This window comes from Sinomonas sp. ASV486 (assembly GCF_030908215.1).
Lineage (GTDB): Bacteria > Actinomycetota > Actinomycetes > Actinomycetales > Micrococcaceae > Sinomonas > Sinomonas puerhi.
In genome coordinates this window covers 18440-41696 of record NZ_JAVFJK010000010.1, presented here as the reverse complement: position 1 = coordinate 41696, position 23257 = coordinate 18440, and the positions used below count along the sequence as shown (strand labels likewise).

At 71.0% G+C, this 23257-nt stretch carries 20 protein-coding genes; 8 read left to right on the top strand and 12 right to left on the bottom strand.

Annotation, left to right across the window (positions count from 1 at the left end; all coding sequences use genetic code 11):
• From RBS60_RS14455 to RBS60_RS14445, 3 genes are all read right to left on the bottom strand, one after another.
• Window positions 1–1002, bottom strand: a complete 1002-nt coding sequence (locus tag RBS60_RS14455) for an EamA family transporter (protein ID WP_307958276.1) — start codon at window positions 1000–1002, stop codon at window positions 1–3.
• A gap of 71 nt (window positions 1003–1073) precedes the next feature.
• Complete coding sequence (locus RBS60_RS14450) at window positions 1074–2579, bottom strand: arylsulfotransferase family protein (RefSeq protein ID WP_307958275.1); 1506 nt, start codon at window positions 2577–2579, stop codon at window positions 1074–1076.
• A 105-nt stretch (window positions 2580–2684) separates the two neighbouring features.
• Window positions 2685–3704 carry a putative sulfate exporter family transporter gene (locus tag RBS60_RS14445; protein ID WP_307958274.1) on the bottom strand — a complete coding sequence of 340 codons (1020 nt, stop codon included), beginning with the start codon at window positions 3702–3704 and terminating at the stop codon, window positions 2685–2687.
• Window positions 3705–3775: 71 nt separating this feature from the next.
• Here RBS60_RS14445 and RBS60_RS14440 point away from each other — a divergent pair, with 71 nt between their 5' ends.
• The 3 genes from RBS60_RS14440 to RBS60_RS14430 all read left to right on the top strand — a co-directional run bounded on the left by RBS60_RS14440 (window position 3776) and on the right by RBS60_RS14430 (window position 6341).
• Window positions 3776–4663, top strand: coding sequence for a LysR family transcriptional regulator (locus tag RBS60_RS14440; RefSeq protein ID WP_307958273.1), 888 nt, complete (start codon window positions 3776–3778; stop codon window positions 4661–4663).
• Between the two features lie 4 nt (window positions 4664–4667).
• On the top strand, window positions 4668–5597 hold the full coding sequence (locus RBS60_RS14435; RefSeq protein ID WP_307958272.1) for a hypothetical protein: 930 nt from the start codon (window positions 4668–4670) through the stop codon (window positions 5595–5597).
• Between the two features lie 69 nt (window positions 5598–5666).
• Window positions 5667–6341, top strand: a complete 675-nt coding sequence (locus RBS60_RS14430; protein WP_307958271.1) for a peptide deformylase — start codon at window positions 5667–5669, stop codon at window positions 6339–6341.
• A gap of 11 nt (window positions 6342–6352) precedes the next feature.
• Here RBS60_RS14430 and RBS60_RS14425 read toward each other — a convergent pair whose 3' ends face one another.
• A complete protein-coding gene (locus RBS60_RS14425) occupies window positions 6353–8371 on the bottom strand; it encodes a S9 family peptidase (protein WP_307958270.1) in 2019 nt (672 codons plus the stop codon).
• A 42-nt stretch (window positions 8372–8413) separates the two neighbouring features.
• Here RBS60_RS14425 and RBS60_RS14420 point away from each other — a divergent pair, with 42 nt between their 5' ends.
• The gene (locus RBS60_RS14420) at window positions 8414–9307 is read left to right on the top strand and encodes an SAM-dependent methyltransferase (RefSeq protein ID WP_307958269.1); all 894 of its coding nucleotides are present in this window, start codon (window positions 8414–8416) and stop codon (window positions 9305–9307) included.
• On the opposite strand, the gene RBS60_RS14415 is transcribed toward RBS60_RS14420, so the two are convergent.
• Window positions 9285–9974 carry a hypothetical protein gene (locus tag RBS60_RS14415; protein WP_307958268.1) on the bottom strand — a complete coding sequence of 230 codons (690 nt, stop codon included), beginning with the start codon at window positions 9972–9974 and terminating at the stop codon, window positions 9285–9287. The genes RBS60_RS14420 and RBS60_RS14415 overlap by 23 nt on opposite strands.
• 61 nt (window positions 9975–10035) lie before the next feature.
• On the opposite strand from RBS60_RS14415, the gene RBS60_RS14410 reads away from it, so the two are divergent.
• From RBS60_RS14410 to RBS60_RS14395, 4 genes are all read left to right on the top strand, one after another.
• Window positions 10036–11433: a PLP-dependent aminotransferase family protein gene (locus RBS60_RS14410; RefSeq protein WP_307958267.1), complete on the top strand. Its 1398-nt coding sequence runs from the start codon at window positions 10036–10038 to the stop codon at window positions 11431–11433.
• A gap of 151 nt (window positions 11434–11584) precedes the next feature.
• Window positions 11585–12049 carry an NfeD family protein gene (locus RBS60_RS14405; protein WP_307958266.1) on the top strand — a complete coding sequence of 155 codons (465 nt, stop codon included), beginning with the start codon at window positions 11585–11587 and terminating at the stop codon, window positions 12047–12049.
• Between the two features lie 49 nt (window positions 12050–12098).
• Window positions 12099–13271, top strand: coding sequence for an SPFH domain-containing protein (locus tag RBS60_RS14400; RefSeq protein WP_307958265.1), 1173 nt, complete (start codon window positions 12099–12101; stop codon window positions 13269–13271).
• Window positions 13272–13418: 147 nt separating this feature from the next.
• Entirely contained in the window at window positions 13419–13763 is a 345-nt protein-coding gene (locus tag RBS60_RS14395; protein WP_307958264.1) for an RNA polymerase-binding protein RbpA, read from the top strand.
• 88 nt (window positions 13764–13851) lie between these two features.
• On the opposite strand, the gene RBS60_RS14390 is transcribed toward RBS60_RS14395, so the two are convergent.
• The 7 genes from RBS60_RS14390 to RBS60_RS14360 form a co-directional block, all read right to left on the bottom strand.
• A complete protein-coding gene (locus tag RBS60_RS14390) occupies window positions 13852–14586 on the bottom strand; it encodes a polyprenol monophosphomannose synthase (protein WP_307958263.1) in 735 nt (244 codons plus the stop codon).
• Between the two features lie 360 nt (window positions 14587–14946).
• The gene (locus RBS60_RS14385; protein ID WP_307958262.1) at window positions 14947–16578 is read right to left on the bottom strand and encodes an amidohydrolase family protein; all 1632 of its coding nucleotides are present in this window, start codon (window positions 16576–16578) and stop codon (window positions 14947–14949) included.
• Between the two features lie 31 nt (window positions 16579–16609).
• A complete protein-coding gene (locus tag RBS60_RS14380) occupies window positions 16610–19618 on the bottom strand; it encodes a DEAD/DEAH box helicase (protein ID WP_307958261.1) in 3009 nt (1002 codons plus the stop codon).
• Between the two features lie 27 nt (window positions 19619–19645).
• Window positions 19646–20440, bottom strand: coding sequence for a twin-arginine translocase subunit TatC (tatC, locus tag RBS60_RS14375; protein ID WP_307958409.1), 795 nt, complete (start codon window positions 20438–20440; stop codon window positions 19646–19648).
• A 43-nt stretch (window positions 20441–20483) separates the two neighbouring features.
• Complete coding sequence (tatA, locus tag RBS60_RS14370; protein ID WP_307958260.1) at window positions 20484–20768, bottom strand: Sec-independent protein translocase subunit TatA; 285 nt, start codon at window positions 20766–20768, stop codon at window positions 20484–20486.
• 25 nt (window positions 20769–20793) lie between these two features.
• Window positions 20794–21165: a hypothetical protein gene (locus tag RBS60_RS14365; RefSeq protein WP_307958259.1), complete on the bottom strand. Its 372-nt coding sequence runs from the start codon at window positions 21163–21165 to the stop codon at window positions 20794–20796.
• A 10-nt stretch (window positions 21166–21175) separates the two neighbouring features.
• Window positions 21176–23179, bottom strand: coding sequence for a WYL domain-containing protein (locus RBS60_RS14360; protein ID WP_307958258.1), 2004 nt, complete (start codon window positions 23177–23179; stop codon window positions 21176–21178).
• Between the last annotated feature and the right edge of the window lie 78 nt (window positions 23180–23257).

Genomic DNA, 23257 nt, shown 5'->3' with positions numbered 1-23257 from the left:
CTAGCCTTCGGGGGCGACAACGGCAACGGCGGCGTCGGCGGTCCCGGTGGTGACCGCGTCCCGGGGCGCACGACGTCGCGGCCTCATCCAGGAGGGCATCGGCACCGTCAGGACGGCGAGGCACCCGACGATGAGCGCCATCCCGGCCCAACCCGCGGGTGGAAGCCTCTCCCCCACCACGAGGACGGCGAGCACGGCGGCAACGACCGGTTCCGCCAGCGACACCGTTGTCGCAGTGCTCGCAGACACGCGGCTGAGGCCCCAGCCGAACAGGACATAGCCGAGGAACATGGGGACGAGGGCGAGGTAGGCGCCCACACCGATATGGGTCCATGAAGTGAGGAAGGCGCCTCCGGTCAGGGCGAGCACCACGAGGAGTCCTACGGCGGCGACGCCGAACGTCGCCCCCACCGCCGCGCGGGACGTCACCCCGGCGCGCATGATCCGGTGGCTCGTGAAGGAGTAGAGCGCGTAGGAGGCGGCGGCCACGGCCCCGAGTGCCACGCCGGCAACCGTCTGCTCTGGGGCGGCCGCTCCGGACTCCGCTCCTCCCGGCACGGCGCCGCGCGCTAGACAGAGCACGGCTGCGCCCGCGATGCCCAGGAGGGCGCCGCCGACCCAGCGCGCCGAAAGCCGCCGCCCGTCGACAATGCGCTCGAGCAGAGCGGCCGCTATGGGCGCGCCGCCGATGGACACGGCGGTGCCCACGGCGACTCCGGCGAGCCGCATGGACGTGTAGAAGGCAAGCGCGTACACGAGCACCGCGACGCCCCCGAGAGCGACGAGCGGCCAAGAACGCACGAGCGAATCGCGCTGCCGCACGATCTGCCGGCCCGCCGTGGCTGCCAGCAGGAGGCCGCCGAAGCCCATGGACGCGGCGCCGATCGCGAGCGGAGTCACCGCGGGCGCGAGCGCGGACGCGGTTCCGGTGGTTCCCCAGAGCACCGAGGCTCCCAGCACGCACGCGACGCCGAGGCCGTGGTCGCGGCGAGGGTCGGTCATGGCATCCTCCAGTCCTTCACCGGACCTTGCCCCGCGGCAGGCCTTGGGAACGTCGGTCCGGGGGCACCAGCCTACGCTGCGATGACGGCGGACGTCGCGAGGACGTTGCCTTTCACGTCGAGCGCCTGGACGGCCACGTGGCCGGCCGCTGCGACGGCCGCCGTGGTCTCGAAACCGCGCTTCTTGACGACGGCCGCCTCGGCGAGCGCCTCGGCGTCGTCGCCCGCGAGGAATCTCCAGCTCGCCACCTCGGTGGCGCCGTTCCAGCTCGCAAAGGCCTGCATGGTCGAACCGTTGCCCTGCACGACGGCGACGTCCGGCGGAGTCGTCGGCGTTGCGCTCCAGGCATGCCGGTAGGCGCGGTAGCAGCCGCCGCCGATCCCGGTGGCTTCGGAGACCGCGGTCCCGTCCGCGGCGAACTCGGTCGCGGCCGGATCGGATCCCCATCCGACCATGTAGTGGCCGTTGTCGAGGAACTGGACATTGCCCATGGCGTTCCCGCGGTGGCCGCCCCGCTCGAGGGCCAGCTTGAGGGTGACCGTCCGGGCGGCCTCGTCGACGTTGAGGATGAGCCCGCGGGAGGTTCCCGTGGTGCCGTCCTTGTAGTGGTTGTCGAACATGCTGACGACCCCGCCGGACCGCTGGCGCACGTCATGCTGCCAGGCGAATGCCGCGTCCGCTGGAATCGTGAAGTCGCTCCTGGACCCCCCAAGCCGCCACATGATGTCCCCGCCCTGCCCGACGAGATAGGCGGTGTGGGTGTGGCGCGCCGAGACGAGGTAACCGTCGGGCCGGCGGTCCACGGAGTTGATGTGGAAGGGATCGAACGCCTTGTCTGAGGTCGTGCCGTTCGCGGCGGCGTCGTCCGAGGGCTTGACGAACGATTCCGAGAGGGGGATGTGGGCCGACGCGGTCCAGTCGAACAGGAGCGCACCCGTGGCGATGTCTACCTCTTGGACGTGGCAGTCGTACATGTAGCCCGAGGCGGGGCCGCCCACCGAGGACAGGTCCGCCTTGACCGTCGGATACGAGGTCATGAGTGCGGTGCCGGCCTGAGTGAGGGTGAACTCGTGGAGGTCGGCCTTGAGGCCGGCGCCCGCGGAGAGCTGGGCGACGGTCCTGTACGCGGTGTCCTTGATGACGCCAACGCCTTCTCCGTGGCCGCCGATCCCCTTGCCGCTCCAGTAGGTCAGGACGGGCTGTCCCCGATAGGTCTGCACGCGCAGGTCGGTGACTCCCACGCCCGTCGGCTCCATCCACACAGGGGCGCCCGTGTTGTCCATGATGAGGCCGTTGGTCCCGTGCCCCATGGGCCCCGTGAACAGGAGGCCTGCTGCGGTGGAGGCGTCGGTCCAGACACTCACGTGCGGCGCAGTGAGCTTGGTGCTCGTGAACGTCCGATCCGGAATCCCGGCCGTGCCTGCCGACGCGGAGGCCGACGGCGTGGGGGTCGAAGCAGCGGCCGCGCTCGGCGGCAGCGGGAAGATGCTCGAACGTGCAACTCCTGCCCCGGCGACGGCGCCGACGACGGCGAGTCCAGCACCCTGGATGAAGTGGCGACGGCTGACCTTGATCATGCCTCCCACGGTAGGAACAGCATCTATGCCCTTGAGCGCGCCCAGCTGTGATCCAGCTGAGGATGCGGTCACCCTCAGCCTGTTTCCAGACTTGGTTCCGAGCGATCAGGCCACCACGAGCGCTCCGGCGAGACCCACCGCAGCCACCGCGAGGGTTGAGCCGGCGGCGAGCGCGAACGTCCGTCCACCACGGGCAACGAGTGAACGGATCCGCACGCCCGCCCCCAGCCCGAGCATCGCCGTCGTGAGCAGGAAGGTCTGCAGGCCCGAGGCCGCTCCGAGCACCGCGGGGGGCACAGGAACAAGGGTGCGGACAACCACGAGCGCGATGAACCCGAGCACGAAGATCGGCACGAGGGGTGGCCGCTTGCCGCTTTCCGTGCCTCTTTTCCGCATCTGCCACGACAGGGCGGCGGCGACGGGCGCGAGCATGAGCACCCGCGCGAGCTTGACGGTCACCGCGATGGCCAGCGCTCCCCCGCCGAGCAGCCCACCTGTGGCGACGACCTGGGCAACCTCGTGCACGCTCGCACCGGCCCACACCGCCCCGGTGCGGACGTCGAGCCCGAGGAGCCCTGCGAGGAGGGGGACGGTGGGGATCATGAGCGTTCCGAAGAGGACCACAAGGGCGACGGCGGTGACCGTCTCCTCCTCATCGGCCTCGACGACCGATTCGACACCCGCAACGGCCGCCGCCCCGCAGATCGAGAAGCCGCAGGCCACGAGCAGCGCCTGGCGGCGCGGCACCCGCAGGAGCCGTCCGAGCAGCAGCGTCACGGCGATGCCCGTTACCACCACAAGGACAGCGAGCGCCGGGATTCCCCACCCGAGCTCCGCGAGGTCCCGCAGCGAGAGCTGCAGGCCGAGCACCACGATGCCGAGTCGGAGCGGGACCCGTCCCGCGACGGCGAGGCCTGCGCCGAGGCTCGCCGGCAGGAGCCCCAGATTGCGCGCTGCGATGCCGAGGACGATCGCGACGAGCAGCGGGCTCAGCCCAGGGACGGCTGTGCCTGCGGCAACGGCGGCGCCGGCCCCCACTACGGCGACTGCGAGGCCCGGCAGGACTCGGCCGGTGCGGGACGTCCCGCGCGTTTCGGGAGGGGTCACGGGACGTACGGATGCCATGGTTCCATGGTCTCGGCGCACACGCGGGGCCAGTAGACGGCAATCGGGCATGTACCCCATATGCTGACGATATGACCGTACGTGACTGGGACCTTCGGCATTACCGCTTCCTTGCTGCCCTCGCGGCCGAGGGGAGCATTGGCGGGGCGGCCCGGACCACGGGTATGGCCCAGCCGAACGCGTCGCGGCTGCTCGATCAGATGGAGCGATCCGCAGGATTCCCCCTCGCACGGCGCACGCCGAGGGGCACCATGCTCACGGACCGCGGTCGGGTTGTAGCGGGACTCGCGGCCGAGGTGGCCGAGGCCGCGGAGAGCGTGGCCCGTTCGGTGCAGGCCCTCGAGGGAGGGCGCGGGGCGCTCCACCTCTGTGCCTCCCTCACGGTCGCTGAGCACCTCATGCCCGGGTGGCTCGCCACCGCGCAGCAGCGCCTTGCCGGCGTCACCACGACCCTCGACGTCGGCAACTCCGACGAGGTCTTCGACCGCCTGCGCACGGGCGCCGCGGACCTGGGCTTCGTCGAGGGCCCCACCATCCAGACGGGCTTCCGGTACCTCGAGGTGGGGCGCGACGAGCTCGTCGTCGTCGTGCGCCCCGACCACGCCTGGGCGCGCGACGGCGGGGTCTCGCCACAGGCGGTCGCCGCGGCCGGGCTCGTGGTGCGGGCGCCGGGTTCCGGCACGCGGCAAACCGCCGACCTCGCCCTCGCGCCGTTCGGCGCCGGCGACCGGTTCGAGGTGGGCAGCAATGCGGCCCTCGCGGCCAGCGTCGCCGCCGGGCTCGGCCCCGGCGTCGTGAGCCGCCTCGCAGTCCAGATGGCCATCCGCGCCGGCCGCCTCGTCGAGGTGCCGACTCCGGGCCTTCGGCTCGGACGCGTGCTGCGCGCGGTGTGGCGCGCGGGGAGCCCCCTCGAGCCTGCCGCGCAGGAGTTCCTCGGCATCGCGGTGGCCGTACCCTAAGGGCATGTCCCCTGCCACGACCCCTGCACGCACGCTCGGCGTGCTTGCACTGGCTGGCGCCCTCTGCCTCGGAGGATGCTCTGTCACTGCGGCCCCGAAGCAGGCGTCGAACCCGCCAGCGTCCACATCCCCGTCCTCGGCTTCTCTCCCCCTCGCCGCCGCTGTGGACCAGTTCCGGGACGGCTACGCGAGCGGGACCATCGTCCTCCAGCTCACGGACACGGGCGGCGCGCCCTTCACCGTGGTCCGTGCCGAGCTCGACGATCCGCGCTTCGCCGGCGGAACCGTCTGGACCGGTTCCACGGACTTCACCACGGGCCAGACGACGAGCCTTCCCGCCGTTGCCGCGGCGCCGCGGTGCTCGGGGCCTGCCGGAACAGCATCGGCTGGGACCGCGGACCGGTCGCCCGACGGCGCACCCTCCGTCGTCGTGCGCCTCGCCGACGGCACGGAGACCCGTGTGGCGGCCACCGATCCGCACGGCGTGCTGGCCCGGATCCACACTGAAGGGTGTTTCGCCGCAGCGGTGGCCTCCGTCGCGGCCCTGCGCCTCGACGATGCGCTCACACCGGGGCCGACGAACGGAACGGCCGTCCTGACGCTCCGCGTGGAGCCGATCCCGGTCGCGACCCCTCCCCTGTCCGTCAGCGCGCTCACGCTCTCGTCGGTCGGCGGGACCACGCTGCTGGACGAGGATCCGGCCCAGCCGTGGCCACGCGGCGTCGTGCTCGCGCCGGGGAAGACGGTCCGTCTCGCAGTGCGTCCCGCCCGCTGCGATCCGCACGCAGTCGCCGAGGACAAGGTGGGCACCTTAGTTCCGCTCACCGTTGCGATGGGCGGCGCCTCCGGCGTCGTCAAGGTGGCGGCCCCGACGGCACTGCGCGCGGCGATCTACGCGTTCGTCGCCTCGGCGTGCGGCTGGTCTGCCGGCTGAGGCCCGACCGGTCAGACGGCGAGACCGGGAAAACCACGCAGACCGCGCGGGGCACCCTAGGCTTGGCCTATGAGTTCCGCATCCTCATCGTCCGTATCTGCGGCGGCACCCGCGAGCGACTGGTCTGCCGCGCGCATCGCCGAAGCCGCCGCCGAGATCGTTGCCGGGGAGCAGTTGCCCGCGATCGTCCAGGCCGGACACCCCGTCCTGCGGACCCGTGCCGTGGCGTTCGATGGCCAGCTCGACGCCGAACTGCTGGGTGCGCTCCTGACCATCATGCGCCGCACAATGCACGAGGCACCGGGCGTCGGCCTCGCAGCGCCCCAGATCGGCCTGCCGCTGCGGCTCGCGGTACTCGAGGACACGTGGGCCGCAGACGAGGAGATCGCGCACACGCGCAGCCGGGAGCCGCTGCCGTTCGTCGCGATGGTCAACCCGGCCTACATCCCGGTCGGAGACGGGCGAGCAGAGTTCTTCGAGGGCTGCCTCTCGGTGCGCGGCTACACCGCCGTGGTGCGCAGGCCCGACCGGGTGGAGGCACGCTGGACCGCCCCGGACGGAGAGGCCAGGGCCGCGGAGTTCCGCGGCTGGCAGGCCCGGATCGTCCAGCACGAGACCGACCACCTCGGCGGAACCCTGTACCTCGACAAGGCCGAGGCGCGCTCCCTGTGCGCGAACGAGGAGTACTCGGCGCGGTGGGCCCAGCCCACACCCGAACATGCCGCCCGCGCCCTGGGCTTCTGAGCCGAGGCGCCCTAGCGGAGGTACTGCCCGAACCACCGGAGGATGTGCTCGAAGCGTGCCTTGCGATGGTGCGGCGTGCCGGAGCGGGACATCTCATGGTTCTCGCCCGGGAAGACGAGCAGTTCGGCGTCGACGCCACCGAGTCTGAGAGCCGTGTAGTACCGCTGCGCCTGCTCGATCGGGCAGCGCCAGTCCTCCTCGGAGTGGACCACGAGCGTTGGCGTGCGCACGTCGTCGACGTGCGCCATGGGGCTCTGCCGCTCTATCGCCGCCGGGTCCCAGCCGGTGTACTCGCCGGGGAAGAACCACCCGATATCGCTCGAGCCCACGAAGCTGCGCGGATCCAGGAACCCGCGCTCGACAATCGCCGCCTTGAACCGGTGGTCGTGGGCGATCGTCCAGGCCGTGAGGTATCCGCCGTACGAGCCGCCGAGGATCCCGAGCCGGCTGGCATCGAGCAGCGGGAACGCGGCAAGTGCGGAGTCGAGGAAGCCGAGCACATCCTCGAGGTCCACGGTGCCCATGCGGCCCTTGATGGCACGGGCGTGGTCCTCGCCGTAGCCTGCTGCGCCGCGCGGGTTGCACATGAGAACGCCGTACCCGGCGCCCGCGTAGACCTGCGCCTCGTCGAACCACGCGCCCGTGTACTGGGCGAAGGGTCCGCCGTGGATCATGAGGAGCGCAGGATGCGGCCCCTCCCCTGCGGGCAGCACCACCCAGCCGTGCACGTCGCTGCCGTCGGCACTCGTGCCGGTGAACTCCCTGGGCGCGAGCGGGGCGGTGGCGCTGCGCAGCGGCGCGTTGAGATCGGTGATCTTCACGGGGCCTCGGCCTTCGGCGAGCCGATAGAGCTCGCCCGGCCCCGCGGCGTCGCCCGCTGAGAGCACGACGGCGCCCCCGGCCTCGCCGATGCCGGTCACCACGAGCGGGGCCCCAGTCAGTTCCTCGCGGCGTCCCTCGGCGTTGAAGGCCAGCAGCTGCACGGAACCGCGTGTGCGGCTCAGGACGAGCGCCCGGCCGTCGGACACGACGCGCAGGGCACCCGGGGCCTCGCCCAGGTCGTCGCCGTCGGGCGTGAGCCGCACCGTCGCGCCGTCGTGCGGGGTGTGCCAGAAGAGGTGCGAGGGCCGCCCGATGAAGTCGGTGCCCGAGTCCCCGAGGGAGGAGGCGACCACGAAGACGCCGGAGCCGTCGGCCGCCTCGGCGACCGACAGCACTGAGTCGGCCGCGGCGGATGGGAGATCCAGCGCCTCGCTCGGGCCTCCACCCACCGGGGTGCGGACGGCCCGCCGGACCAGGGTGTCGACGGCCGAGGGGTCGAAGCCCGAGACCGTGTAGATCCAGGCCCCGTCGGCGCTGAACCCCGGTTCCGCGTGGTCCACGGTGCCGTCCGTGAGCTCGCGCGACTCGGGCAGACCTGTCTCCGGCGCGGGACTTTCGGACTTCCCGGCGCCGGCGGTCTCGGCCGCGGCGGCCCGCCCTCGCGCGGCCACGAACGGCTCGGCGTCCAACCGCGGCACCTCGAGGACGAACAGCCGCGTGCGCTGGTCGCCCGTGTACCCGACTCCGTTCATCCGGTAGTTCAGGTCTCGGATGAGACGGGGGTCCTCGGCACCGGGACGGACGCCCTCGGTGGATCCGTACCGCCCGGGCTCGGGCACGCGCGCGGTGTAGGCGATCAGCGCGCCGTCGTGCGAGAAGGCGAACTGCGAGACGCCGAGCGGGGCGTCTGTGAGGAGGCGAGGCTCGCCCCCGCGGGCATCGACAATCGCGAGCTGCGCCCGGCCCTCCGGCTCGGCACGCAGGAACGCGAGGACACGGCCGTCGGGCGAGTACGCCGGAGCGGTGTCCCGGAATCCGCGCGTCAGCAGGCGGCCCTCGCCGCCGTCGAGCGGCACTTCCCAGACCTGGCCAACGGCACTGTCGGCTCGGAAGTCAGGGCGCGTCACGGCTACTGCGCAGCGGTCCGCGGCGGGATGCACGGCGGGGGTAGACAGGGAACGGATGAGGTCCACGTGTGCGGGAAGCATGAAAGGGATCCTATGCATTCGCACGCCGATACGATGGGAGCCGTGCTCACCGACGCCCTGGACCTCCTGATCTGCCCCCATTGCGGCACCGACTGGGACCCTGAGGCGAGCGGGCCGCGGACGCTCGTGTGTGCCGAGGGGCACCGGTACGACGCCGCGCGGCAGGGCTACGTCAGCTTCCTCACGGGCCGCGGGACCGGGTTTACCCCCGATACCGCCGAGATGGTCGCGGCGCGGGATCGGTTCCTCACGGCTGGCCACTACGCGCCCATCGCGGAGGCCCTCGCCGAGGCATGCGGTCCTCTCCGCGAGGACGCCGCCCTCCTCGACGCGGGCGCGGGAACGGGCTATTACCTGGCGGCCGTGCTGGGCCTACGGGGCACGGCGGCGGTCGGCACCGCGGCAGTCGGGGCCGCGGCAGTCGGCAGCGCGGACGCACGACGGCGCCGCGCCGTTGCGCTCGACCTCTCGCCACACGCGCTGCGCCGGGCCGCCAGGCTGCCGGGTGTCGCCGCCATCGTGTGGGATCTGTGGCGTCCCCTCCCGCTCGCGGCTGCAAGCGTGGACGGCGTTCTGGACGTCTTCTCTCCGCGGAACCTGCCTGAGTTCGCGCGGGTCACCAGACGCGGTGGGCTCCTGTGCGTGGTCACGCCGCTGCCCGGGCACCTCGCCGAGCTCCGAGAGAGGCTGCCTCTCCTCAGCGTCCCGGAGGGGAAGGCCGAGGCCCTCGAGCACGCGGCGTCGAACGACTACGAGCCGGTCTCCCGCGTGCCCCTTGAATTCCCCCTCGCCCTGTCCCCCGGCGCCGCGGCAGACCTCGTCCAGATGGGCCCGGCAGGCCACCACACGGACCGCGGGGAGCTCGAGCGGCTCGTCGGCGGCGAGACGCTCAATGCCACGGCCGCGGTCGAGCTCAGCGTTCTCCGACGACGCTGATCCCCGCCTGCTCGGAAACGCCCGCGGCAGGGCGGGACAGCGCCGGGGCTGGACGGGTGTCGACGGCGAGCTCGACGCACAGCACCCGCATGGCGACCTGGATGAGCGGGCCGATCCCGAACGCGAAGACGGCAGTGCCGATCCCCACCGTGCCGCCGAGCAGCCAGCCGACGAGCACCACCGTGAGCTCGATTGCCGATCGCACCACCCAGACGGGCTGGCCTGTGCGGGCGACGAGCCCCGTCATGAGCCCATCCCTCGGACCCGGGCCGAGTCCCGCCCCGATGTACAGGGCGGACGCCACCGCGAGGAGCGCGAGGCCGCCGCCTAGCGCGGTGGCCTGCCATGCAAGGTCATGGGCCGCGGGGGTCCAAACGAGCCCCAGATCCGCGAAGACGCCGATCAGCAGCGTGTTCGAGAGGGTGCCCCAACCGGGTCGCTGCCGGATCGGGATCCAGAAGAGGAGCACGACGACGCTGACCACCACCGTCGTGGTGCCGAAGCTCAGCCCGCTCACCCGGGCCACACCCTGGGAGAGCACATCCCAGGGGGACGCTCCGAGGCCCGAGCGCAGCAGCAGCGCGATCGCCAGGCCGTAGAGGAACAGGCCGGCGTAAAGACGGACGAGCCGGACGGATAGGCGGCGGCTGACGAGGAAGGACTTCATGCGGTCCATCCTGACGTCAATTGGCCTCGTTCAATAGAGCCAATTCGGATACGGTGGCCTCATGGCCAGCATCACATCCCAGCGCCTCGACGCAATCCTCGGCTCCTGGGCCGGACGGGGACCCGCCTACTCCGAACTGGCCGAACGGCTTCGGCTCCTCGCCCTCGATGGCCGCCTTCCCGACGGGACGCGCCTCCCCGCCGAACGCGATCTTGCCCGTACGCTCGGGCTGTCCCGAACCACAGTTGCGGCCGCCTATGCCCGCCTGCGCGAGCTCGGATGCCTCGACAGCGTGCGGGGATCCGGCAGTTACATCGCCCTCCCGGCTCCTCCGCCCGTCGCGGCCCCGGACGAGACAGGGATCCTCGACCTTACGAAGGCAGCCATGCCCGCGGCGAGCATCGTGGGTGAATGCATCGGCCGTGCGGTCGAGTCGCTGGGCCCCGAACTCGCGCGATCCGGCTACGAGATCCTCGGCCTTCCGCGCCTCCGGATCGCCGTCGCAGAGCACTTCACCCGCCGCGGCCTGCCCACCGAACCGGATCAGATCATGATCACGAACGGGGTCCAGCACGCGATCGCCCTCCTCGTGCGGGCGGTCGTGTCCCCGGGCGACCGGGCCGCCGTCGAACAACCCACGTATCCCCACGCCATGGATGCCCTGCTCGCGGCGAAGGCCCGGCTCGTCCCGCTCCCCGTGAGCCCCGAGGGCTGGGACCTCGACGCCGCCGCAGCTGCCTTCCGCGCGGCCTCGCCCGTCCTGGCCTACGTCATGCCGGACTTCCACAACCCCACCGGCGCGAGCCTCGACACGGCGGGGCGCGAGCGCCTTGCCCGGCTCGCCGCGCAGCACCGGATGCTCCTCGTCGCGGACGAGACCACGGCGCTACTGGACATCGCCAGAGGCCCGCGCCCGCCGCTCGCCGCCTTCGCAGGATCGGCCGTGACGCTGGGGGGCCTATCCAAGCTCGCGTGGGGCGGACTCCGGGTTGGCTGGATCCGGGCGCCCCGTACACTCGTGGGCAGGCTCGCACAGGCGCGCACCGGGCTCGATCTCGGCACACCCGTACTCGAGCAGCTCATCGGCGCCGAGCTGCTCGCACAGGAGGACCTCCTTGTCGCCGAGCGCCGGGCATGGCTGGGCGAAGGCCTCGCCGCGCTCGCCACCGCACTCTCCACGCACCTCCCGGAGTGGACGGTGCCGGTGCCCGACGGGGGCATGGCAGTCTGGGCGGACTGCTCGCCGCACTCGTCCTCACGCCTCGTCATGGCGTCGAGGGCCCACGGTGTCGCACTGACCGCGGGTCCGCGCTTCGGCGTCGACGGCGCCTTCGAGCACCGGCTGCGACTGCCGTTCACTGCCCGCCCCGACGAGCTTCGCGCCGCCGTCGAAGCGCTCGCCCAAGCAGCGGGCGATACCTCCACCGGGCCCGCGGCGGCACCCCTCGTGGCCGTCTGAGGTTTCGCCAGGAGGGGTGCCGCCACCGGCGTCATGGAGGGGTGCCCCCTCCCGCGGCAGCGGTTGCACAACCGCAACCGCCGTGACAGGTACGGGCGGCGTGAGCTGGGCTACTGTGGGAGCAGGAGTCCGCTGCGTCAGGAGGGACGGGATGGACTGGTTCGAACACAACGCCTGGATGGTATGGCTCGTGCTGGCACTCGTGCTGGGCGGGATCGAGATGCTCAGCCTCAGCCTCGTCTTCGTCATGCTCTCCGGCGGCGCGCTCGCGGCTCTCGTGACGGCGCTCCTCGGGGGACCTGCATGGCTCCAGGGGCTCGTCTTCGCCCTCGTATCGGTCGCGATGATCGCCTTCGTCCGTCCGGTCGCGGTCAAGCACATGCGCCCCGGCATCGAGGACGCCCGCACGAATGTCGACCGTCTTCTGGGTGCGTCGGCCACCGTCGTCGAACCCGTCGACGCTGGACGCGGCCTCGTCAAGATCGGCGGGGACGTGTGGACCGCGCGCGCCGAAAGCGGCGAGTTCCTTCCCGGCGACGTGGTGAAGGTCGTCGCGATCGACGGCGCAACCGCAGTCGTAGCCCCCAGCGGCACCATCTCGCCGTACAGAAGCTAGCCCACCTGCAGCAAGCACTCCACCCACAACAAGCACTAGGGGGAAGTCCATGGACGCCGGAAGCATCCTTCTGTTCGTCGTCGTCATCGTCATCGTCCTGTTCGTCGCCACCGTCCTCGTCCGCTCGGTGAGGATCATCCCGCAGGCGCGCGCCGGCGTCGTCGAACGGCTCGGCAAGTACCAGCGGACGCTCAACCCGGGCCTGACCATCCTCATCCCGTTCGTGGACCGGCTCCTGCCGCTCCTCGATCTCCGCGAGCAGGTCGTGTCCTTCCCGCCGCAGCCCGTCATCACCTCGGACAACCTCGTCGTCTCCATCGACACAGTCGTGTACTTCCAGGTCACGGACGCGCGCGCGGCCACGTATGAGATCGCCAACTACATCCAGGCGGTCGAGCAGCTCACCATCACGACGCTCCGCAACGTCGTCGGCGGCCTCAACCTCGAAGAGGCGCTGACCTCGCGCGACCAGATCAACGGCCAGCTCCGGGGCGTCCTCGACGAGGCAACCGGCCGCTGGGGACTGCGTGTCTCGCGCGTCGAGCTCAAGGCCATTGAGCCGCCTCACTCGATCCAGGACTCGATGGAGAAGCAGATGCGGGCTGAGCGTGACCGACGCGCCCTGATCCTGACCGCGGAGGGCACCAAGCAGTCGGCCATCCTCACCGCCGAGGGCGAGCGGCAGGCCCAGATCCTCAAGGCCGAGGGGCAGGCGAAGGCCGCCGTCCTGAGGGCTGATGGCGAGTCGCAGGCCATCCAGAAGGTCTTCGAGGCCATCCACCGAGGCGACCCGGACCCGAAGCTGCTCGCGTACCAGTACCTCCAGACGCTCCCCAAGATCGCCGAAGGCACCTCGAACAAGCTCTGGATCATCCCGAGCGAGGTGGGCGAGGCCCTCAAGGGCATCGGCGGCGTGATCGGCAACGTCGGGCAGGGCGGCGCGGGACAGGGCCAGACGGTCAGCGCTTCGGCAGAGCGCGCCGAGGCGGGCGCCACGGTCGCCCTCACCGGTTCTGAGCCCAACAGCCTCGAGGCAGACGCGCGCGCCTTCGAGGAGGAGGCGGCGCGCCGCTCGGAGCTCGACGCCGAGGCGGAACGCATCCTGCAGCACCATGCCGGGGTCACGAATCTGGGCGGAGCCGCCGACATCCCCGACGTCGACGTGCCGGATCTCGAGATCCCACCGCTGCAGGACCCCCCGAGGGACCAGGGTCCCGCCTGACGAGCGCGGCGCGGCCGGGGCCGCCTATAATGGAAGGTCGGTTGACCGGACATCCGTGACGCGGCCGCGGGAACACCGCGTCCGGGGCACGCGTTGGCATATGCGTCGGACTCGTGTCCGCGTCCGGCAGAACGTGAGGGAGTAAAGATGAGCGACCGCAGCCTGCGCGGCATGCGCCTTGGTGCACAGTCCATGGAGACGGAGGCGGGTGTCGAGCCTGCACCCCGCCAGCGCGTCGAGTACCGGACCGAGGACGGCGAGCAGGTGTTCGTAATGTTCTCCTCCGAGGCCGAGATCCCGCCGGTCTGGAGTTCGAAGACCGGCAAGGAGGCGTTCCTCGTCGACGGCGAGAAGCCCACGGACTCCAACGAGAAGGCCGTCCGCACCCACTGGGACATGCTCCTGGAGCGCCGCTCGATCCCCGAGCTCGAGCAGATCCTCGCCGACCGCCTCGAGGTCCTGCGCAGCAAGCGCGGCGAGCGCACCAGCTGAGACCAGCGCACTGACAGACGCGAAGGGCGGGAACCATTGAGGTTCCCGCCCTTCGCGTCTGTCGAGCGCGCTGTGCCTAGCGCTGTGTCTAGCGCTGTGCGCGGTGCGTCAGCTGGCGCCAGCGATCTTCGAGCCCCCACCTCGTCACGTTGACCATGGCCTCGACCACGATGTTGCCGCTCATCTTGGAGGTGCCGAGCTCACGCTCGACGAAGGTCACGGGCACCTCGACGACCTTGAGCCCCATCTTGGCCACGCGCCATGCCAGATCCACCTGGAAGCCGTAGCCCTTGGACTCGATCGAGTCGAAGTCGAGCTTCTCGAGCGTCGTGCGGCGGAACGCCCGGTAGCCTGCAGTGATGTCGCGCAGCTTCAGCCCCAGCATGAGCCGGGCGTAGGTGCTGCCCGTTCGGGAGATGAGCTGGCGGTAGAACGGCCAGTTGACCACCGAACCGCCCTTGACCCAGCGCGAGCCGATCACAAGGTCCGCACCGTCCTCGACGGCCGCGAGGAGGCCGGGGAGCTGCTCCGGACGGTGGGAGCCGTCGGCATCCATTTCAACGACCACGTCGTAGTCGCGCTCGAGGGCCCACCGGAAGCCCGCGATGTACGCGGCGCCGAGGCCTTCCTTGCCCTTGCGGTGCATCACGTGGACCTGGGGGTCCTCCGCAGCGATCCGGTCCGCGAGGGCGCCGGTCCCGTCGGGGCTGTTGTCATCCGCCACGAGCACGTCCGACGCCGGCACGGCAGACCGCAGGCGGCCGAGGGTCTTGGGCAGCGAATCGAGCTCGTTGTACGTCGGGATGATCGTGAGGATGCGCACGAAGGGCCTTTCGGGGCTTTGGTCAAAGCGCGCCTCAGAGGCGCGAATGCCCATTATAGCCAGCCAAGGAGTAGACCCGCCGCGCCGGGATATGAAGGCCGGCGGGCCCGTACGCCTTCGGGCCAGTCACGCGAGGCCGGCAGCTGGTCGGTCCCCCGGACTGTTTTCTACTGACGCACGGGCCTGCCCTGATGCCTTGATCCCCCAAGGTGCTGGGCGAACCGGGCTTCCCGCGGGCTCTCACAGCCCGATGTCCACGATCCTACGGCGTCAGACACAGGTGTCAACCACTCGTTCATCTGGGGTTTCTCCAGTCTGCCCAGATGGGAGCGCGAGCGGCGGGCGGCGACCAAAAAAACCCTATTCCACGGGGAATTGTTCGCTGCGGAAGAGCAAACGCCCCTCATGGACGGTCTCGAGGCACTCGGGAAGGCTCTCCGTGTCGAGGGCGGGCAGGAGGGGCGTCCGTGCCCGGGGATCGGTGCTCCAGGCCTGGACGCGCTCGTCGGCCACCTGCACCATGAGCTCGTCCGCGCGCCACACCGCGAAGCTGGCCGGCGCCCCGGGCACGAGCTGCCCCATGAGCGGGTTCGGATGCTTGACGGCCCTCCAGCCAGCCCGTGTGTGCCCGAGGAACGCCGCGCGGGCCGATATGCGCTGGGCGGGATCCGAATGCGTCAGGCACGCCCGCACGCTCGCCCACGGGGACTGCGCGCAGACGGGTGAGTCCGATCCGAAGGCGAGCGGCACTCCGGCCGAGGAGAAGCGGAGGAACGGGTTCATGCCGGCATGCCGCGCCCCGAGGCGCTTCTCGTACAGTCCTCCGGGTCCGCCCCACGTCGCGTCGAAGAGAGGCTGGGCGCTGACCGTCACCCCGTACTCTGCCAACGCAGCCGCGTCGGCATCGCTGGCCATCTCGACGTGCTCGAGTCGATGCCCCGCCGCACGCACGGCGGCCGTGCCGACCTGGTCGGCGGCCCGCCGGAGTCCTTCGAGCGCGAGCTGCAGGCCGGCGTCGCCAATCACGTGGAAGCCGCCCTGCACCCCGATCTCGGACACCGCCGCAAGGTGCGCGGCGATCTCGGACGCACCCAGGAACTCGCGGCCGCGACTTCCGGGAGCGTCCGCGTAGTCCTCGCTGAGCAGCGCCGTGCGGCTCCCGATCGAGCCGTCGATGTTGAGATCGCCTGCGAGGCCACGGACCGGAACGCCGAGGCCGTCGAGAACGGAGAGGGCTTCCTCGGCCGTCCCGACCGCCTGCCCCCAATATGCGAAGACCTCGGGGCCGTCCGCTGGGTCGCGTCCGAGAAGGAGCTGGAGGTCCCTCAGGCCCGCCAGCCGGGGGCTCGCCTGCTCAACGAGCGCCACGTACCCGCGCGACGCCGCGTGGGCCAGGGCCCGGGAGTGGGCGGCCACGATCTCGTCGTCGTCCACGGGCCGAGTTGCCTCCAGCGCCGCGTACAGCGCATCGCCCACCACCCGCGCACCGTCGGTGCCCGCGGCGGCGCCGATGCCGGCGGCCTCGAGGACGGCGGGCGAGACGAGGGCCGAGTGGGCGTCCACTCGCTCGAGGATCGCCCTACGACCGCCGGCCGCCCGGCCGACCTCCGCGGCGTCTGGGAGCGCAGGATCGTTCCACGTCGCCTCGTCCCACCCGAAGCCGCGGAGCACGGCATCGGGCGGAAGATCGCGTGACCCGCGCTTGACGCCGTCGAGCAGCTCCGCGGCCGATCGCACCCTAGTCAGGTCGACCGACGCGAGTGCCGTCCCCGTGTCCCCCACGTGCACGTGCGAGTCGACGAAGCCCGGGGCGACGAGGGCGCCGTCGAGGTCGACGATTGTCATCCGGTCGTCGGCAATCGATGTCGCGGCCTGCTCCGAGCCGATCCACGCGACGGTACCGCCGTCCACGAGCATCGCGGACGCGAAGGGATCGGCGGCGGAGTAGACCGAGCCGTTGCGGTAGAGGGTGAGCTTGCGCTCATCGGACATGGAGGTATCCCCGATCTTCTGGTCTTGGTTTCTAGTCCGACACGGCCGAGTACGCGACCACACCACGGCGGAGCAGGCCGATGGACTCGTGGCAGAGCCTCGACAGCCTCGGCTCGAGGCCGGGCACGTCGGCGAGCTGGTCGAGCAGGTCGATGACCTGGCGCACCCAGCGCACAAAGTCGCCGGCGGCGAGCTCGGTGCCCGACAGGACATTCTGCAGGTCACGGCCCCGGGCCCACTTGTAGATCGGCCAGACGAGGCCGAAGTCCGGCTCGGACGTGCGCGGGAGGCGGTGCTGCTCCTCGGCGTCCTCGAGCTGGGACCACTCGCGCAGCACGACGTCCACGGCGACGTCGAGCGAGATGCTCGGCATCTTGGGGGTGAGGCCTCTCTCCTCGCGCTTCGCGTGGTAGACGAGCGTGCTCACGAGGGCCGCGATCTCCGCGGCATCGACGTCGTCGAACGCGCCACCGCGCAGGGAGAGCGCCGTCAGCATGTCCTTGTCCCCGTAGATCCGACGCAGCTGCTGCCCCGCCGGCGTGACCGCGAGGCCGTCCGCGCCCCTTGCGAGACAGCCGTAGGACTCGAGGACCTCGCACACGCGGTCGAACGTCTTCGCGATGGTGTTGGTGCGGCCCTGGATCTGCTCGACGAGGCGGTCGGTCTCGCGCCGGAGCTTGATCCAGCGTTCTGCCCAGCGGGCGTGCTCCTCGCGGTCGGCGCACCCGTTGCACGGGTGAGCGCGCAGCTGGCGACGGAGGTCGGTGATGCGCTGCTCGGAATCCTGGTACCCGCCGGCGAAGGCGAAGTCGCGCCGTGAGCGCCGGGCGCGTGCACCCTGTTCCGGGCCCTCGAGCCGCACGCGTTCGACGGCGTGGTGCAGCGATGCGGCGAGGTCACGACGGTCCTTCGGGCGCTTCGCGTCGAAGTGCTTGGGAATCCGGATCCGTGTGAGCGGCTCAACCGGGCCCGCGACGTCGTGCAGGCCGATGCGCCTCAGATTCCTGTCGAACGTGAGCACCTGGGGGCGCGGTTCCCTCGCGTTGGTGTCCGCGTTGAGCACGACGGCGCTGCCAGCAAGCCGCCCCTCGCCGATCTCAACGACGTCCCCAGGGACGAGGCGTGAGAGCGAATCCACGGTCATGGCCCGCCGTGCCCGGCCGGCCTCGCGGGAGGCGGATTTCTCGGCGTCATTGAGCTCCTGCCGGATCCGGGAGTACTCGGTGAAGTCCCCGAGATGGCACGTCATCGCCTTCTCGTAGCCGGCGAGGGACTCCTCCCTGCTGCGGACCTGCCGCGCGAGGCCAACAACGGACCGGTCGGCCTGGAACTGCGCGAACGAGCTCTCGAGGATGTCGCGGGCCCGCTCGCGGCCGAACTGCGCCACGAGGTTGATGCTCATGTTGTAGGTGGGGCGGAAGCTCGAGTTCAGAGGATAGGTGCGGCGCGATGCGAGCCCCGCCAGGGCGGCTGGGTCGAGCCCGGGGCGCCACTGGACCACTGCATGGCCCTCGATGTCGATCCCGCGCCTCCCGGCCCGGCCCGTGAGCTGGGTGTACTCGCCCGCAGTGATGTCCACATGGGCCTCGCCGTTGAACTTCTCGAGCTTCTCGATCAGCACGCTCTTCGCCGGCATGTTGATGCCGAGAGCGAGCGTCTCAGTGGCGAAGACGACCTTGACGAGGCCCGCGGCGAAGAGCTTCTCGACCGTCTCCTTGAACGTGGGGAGCAGGCCCGCGTGGTGGGCGGCCAGTCCGCGCTGGAGACCGTCACGCCAGGCCCAGAAGCCCAGGATAGGCAGGTCTGCGGGGGGAATGTCCGCGGCCGCCGCCTCGACGGCGGCGCTGATCTCCGCCTTCTCTGCCGGCGTCGTGAGGTCGAGGCTCGCGTCGAGGCATTGCTGGACCGCGGCCTCGCAACCCGCGCGGGAGAAGATGAAGTCAATGGCTGGCAGGAGGCCGCGGCGCTCGAGTGCCTGCACCGTCTGCGGCCGGCTCGCGCGGGTGCCCGGGAGCGGTGGAGCATCACCGGGCCGGCCTGTCCGTGGCGACTGCTTCTCGCCGCGTTGGCGCTCCTCGCGCCGCCGGGAACGACCGCCATGGCCGAACCGGCCCCGGTACAGCTGCTGGGACTCGCGGCGCGCGAGCTCGGCGAGTTCGGGGTTGACGGCCGTGAGCTCGGAGACGGTCGCCTCGCTGCGGGGCGCCGGTGGCCTCGCCGCGGGCACGGACGACGCCGCAACGCCCCCTTCGCGGGGGGCGTCCCCGTCAGGCGAGCCGACCCCCCCGGGTGACACGCCGCCGTCGTGGTCGTGGACGTCGGCCAGATCCTCGAAGGACTGCCGGGTTGCGAAGAGGTCGACGAGCTGGCGTCCGACGAGCACGTGCTGCCACAGCGGAACGGGGCGGTGCTCGGAGACGATGATGGCGGTCTCGCCCCGGACCGTGTCGAGCCACGCGCCGAATTCCTCGGCGTTGGAGACCGTCGCGCTCAGGGAGACGACCCGGACCGCGCGCGGGAGGTGGATGATGACCTCCTCCCACACCGCGCCGCGGAAGCGGTCGGCGAGGTAGTGGACCTCGTCCATGACCACGTAGCCGAGATCAGTGAGCGTGTCGGAGTCTGCGTAGAGCATGTTCCGCAGGACCTCGGTGGTCATGACCACGACAGGGGCCTCGCCGTTGATACTCGTGTCCCCCGTGAGGAGCCCCACTCGGTCCACGCCGTGGACAGCGCACAGCTCGGAGTACTTCTGGTTCGAGAGCGCCTTGATGGGGGTCGTGTAGAACGCCTTGAGTCCCTGGCTCAGGGCCAGATGGACGGCGAACTCGCCGACGATGGTCTTGCCGGCCCCGGTGGGCGCAGCCACGAGCACGCCGCGCCCTGCCTCGAGTGCCTTGCAGGCCTCGACTTGGAAGTCGTCGAGCGCAAACTCAACCGTCGCGGCGAAGGCGCCCAGCTCGGTCTTGGCGAAGGCCCTCCGCCTGGCATCCGCCGCATAGCGTTCGGCGGGCGACATACTCTCGGCGGGGGTGGACATGCGACCAGCCTAGTCCCCTGCCCTGAGTCAGAGGTTCTCGAGGTCTGCCCGCGAGGTCGGGGTGTCGGCACTCGCTTCCGTCTCGGCCGTGACAGCGGCCAGACGGCGCGCCCGGCGCCGGTCATTGAGGAGACAGACACCGATGGCCGCGAAGAACAGCGCGAGGAGTGGCACCGCCAGCATGAACATCGAGATCGCGTCGGCGCCCGGCGCAGCGACAGCTGCGAGGACGAACACGAGGAAGACCGTGATGCGCCACGCCTTGAGGATCACCTTGCCGGGAAGCACACCTGCCATGTTCACGCCCACGAGGATGACCGGCACGAGGAACGCGAACCCGAGGAACAGGAGCATGTGCGTGACGAAGTCCACGTACTCCCGACCGTCGATGATGTTCGAGAACCCGGCTGGCGTGAACTGGGTCAGGGCACGGACCACCTGGGGTGTCACGAGCCACCCGACCCACACGCCCGCAAGGAACAGCGGCACGGCAGCGACCATATAGCCGAGCGTGTACCGCTTCTCCTTGAGGGTGAGGCCGGGCATGATGAAAGCCCACACCTGGTAGATCCACACGGGGCTCGAGATCACGAGCCCGATCTGGATGGCGAGCTGGAGTTTGAAGTCGAAAGGCGACGCGATCGTGGAGAAGTTGACCGCCGAGGTCCCACCCGTCAGGAGGGAGATGTTCTCGACCGGCCGCTGGAGTTCCCTGAGGATGGGGTCATAGAGGAACCACCCTCCGATGGTCCCGACGGCCACCCCGATCGCCGACTTGATGAGCCGGTTCTTGAGCTCCCTCAGGTGCTCCATGAGGGGCATGCGCCCCTCGGGGTTGGCCTTCCTCCCCTTGATTGCGGCCACCTCAGGCGCGCGAGGAGGGACCAGCGTTGCCGTCGGCCGGGTTAGCGCCGCCCTTCGGCGGGATGACCTTGCCTTCGACGGGCTGCTCGGCGTCCGCGGCGGAAGGCTGCGAGGACGACGGCGTGTCCTTGCCGTCGCCCTTCATCTCCTTGACCTCCGACTTGAGGATGCGCATCGACTGGCCGAGGGCACGGGCCATGCCCGGGAGCTTGGGTGCGGCGAACAGGAGAAGCGCCACAATGATGATGATGACGATGGGCCACGGGCCATCGAAGAGTCGTCCCACGAAGAATCCTTTCGTTGCTACAAGTCTAGTTGAGGCCGAGGTCACTCAGGGACTGCATCTGGCCCCGTTCACGGCGGCGGGCCACGCGGCGGTCGCGTCGCGCCAACCGGCGCCGTTCGCGGCCTTCCTCGTACTCGCGGCGCATCTGCGCCGGATCCGCGAACACGGCGCTGCCCGGAGCCCAAGGGCCAGCCAGGGCGGGCGCGAGAGCGGCCAGCGCGGCGTCGTCCGCCGTTGCGGTACGGGCCGGACGCGCGGCCACCTGATCGAGCGCCTCACCCGCCCCGCGCATGACGGCGACGCCCTTGCGGAACAGGTAGATCCCCCCAAGCAGGAGGACAAGCAGGGTGCAGGCGCCCAGCGCCACCCAGATGAGGATCCACGACCACCACGGCACGGGTGCCAGCCTATCGGGTCTTGAGGCCTGCCACGTACGGGGTCAAGGCCCGCTCGATCCACGCACGGCTGGCCTCGACGGCCTCGGCGGGGCCCTCGAGCGCGATCGCACCGCCGAACTGGGCGAGGAACGAGGGCAGCCATGTGAGGTCGGAGACGCGCAGGCCCACCCGGCGGCTGCCGTCGGCGAGGTCTCGGCCGTCATGTGCGTCGAAGCTCGCCTCGGCCCAGAGCGCCTCGGGTGCAAGGCGCACGGTCACTTCCAGATCGCCCGCGGCGTGCATGAAGAGCGCGTCGTCGCCGGCGTCGAACCCGTCGGGCAACGGGTGGGGCTCCGCCGGCTCCGCCGAGACGATCCGGTCAATGCGGAAGACGCGTCGGCCGCCCGCCCGATGGCAGTAGCTGTTGACATACCACCGGTTCCCGTCCGCTGCTATCGAGATGGGATTGATGAGCCTCTCGGTGCGCTCGTCCTTGGTCGCGTTGAGGTAGGTGAGACGTACTGTTCTGCCTTCCCGGGCAGCGTCGGCGAGGGCGGGAATCAGCGCGGCATTCCGCAGGGGCTCGTTGAGCACGTCGATCTCCGGCAGTCCCCGCAGTCCCTCGATCGCGGCGGCGGCCACCTTGTCCGAGAGCCGGTCCAGGACGGGGCGCTGCGGTTCCGGCATGAGTGGGCCGAGCGCTTGGAGTCCGAGTTGGAGTGTGACTGCCTCGGCGGGGCTGAGGCGGCGCGGGCGCGACAGCTCGTCGGCGTTGGCGATCGAGACGATCCCGCGATCCTCGATGATCTCGATGTAGCTCTGGAAGCCCCCGGCGTCGATCGGTCCCGACTCCTGGAGGAGATCCAGCTCGCTGCGCACCTGCCGCACCGTGAGGCCGAAGCGGTCTGCGACCTCCTCTATCGGCAGGGGACCTGCCAAGAGGTAGGGCACGAGGTCCATGAGCCGACCGAGCCGCTCCTCGCCGGTCGTGATCCTCCGGCGGGGCTTCGCAGCGGGGGCCTCGGACGCGCCCTCAGTGCCGAGGACGCGCAAGGCTCCCTCGAACCGGGAGACGACGGCGGTGACGAGGTCTTCGGGCTCCTCCACCACGACCGCGTCGCCGAAGCCCACGATCCGCTCCGCGGCGACGGAGACGTCGCGGAACGGGAACGTTCCGAGGTCCCAGCCCTGCGGGCCCGGGCCCACGGGAGTCCATTCGCGGCGCAGGTCAAGGGCGCGGTCCTCCGCCACCCGGAGTCTGGCACTGCGTGTCGGCAGGTCCTCGAGGCCCGAGAGTGCCTTGCGCAGCGCACCGGGCTCGGGCGCAGGGAAGGCGTCAGGGCCGCCTGCAGTCACGGCGCCTCGGATGCGCGAGAGGCGGAAGACGCGCACGGCGTCGCGGTCAAGGTCGTGTCCCGCGACATACCACTGCCCGTATCGCTGGCCGAGCCCCCAGGGTTCAAGCCGACGGCGGCGCTGCTCGCCCGTGCTCGCGGCGAAGTAGTCGAATTCGACGGCGGATCCGCGGTGGGCGGCCTCCGTCAGGACGTCCCAGTGCGGCTCGTCGAGGCTCAGGCGCGGCTGGACCTGCGACGGCGGGGTCTCGGGCAGTGCGCCGGCCGCCTCGAGGCGTCGCAGGGCGCGCTGGGCCTCCGAGCCGGCCACGGCGCCGTCGCACACGAGCGCCGCGAGGGCGAGCCACGCTGATTCCTCTGCCGTGAAGGTCTGCGGCGGAAGGCGGAACCCCTTCTCGTCGATCCAATACAGCGACGTCGTGTCGTCGTCCGAGGCGCGTGCGTACCCCACCCGCTCTCGGATGTCCGCCCCCATCCCCCGCAGCGACGCCTTGTCCCGTTCGAACATCCTCAGGACAGGCTCACGGTCGGCGTCCTTCTGTGCCGTGCCGGGCCCGGCGGCGTGCTCGGTGTCGAAGCCGTAGATGTCCCGCAGGATCCGCTCCCTGGAGAGACCGCGCTCAGTGTGCAGGAGCGCGATGAGGAGGTTCAGCAGGCGGGAGGTGTTGGCTTCGGACACACTCAGCACAATAGCGAAACGGGGGGCCTGGCGCAGACCCAGCCACCCGCCCCGCGCACCAAGGCCCGGCCGTGGCCG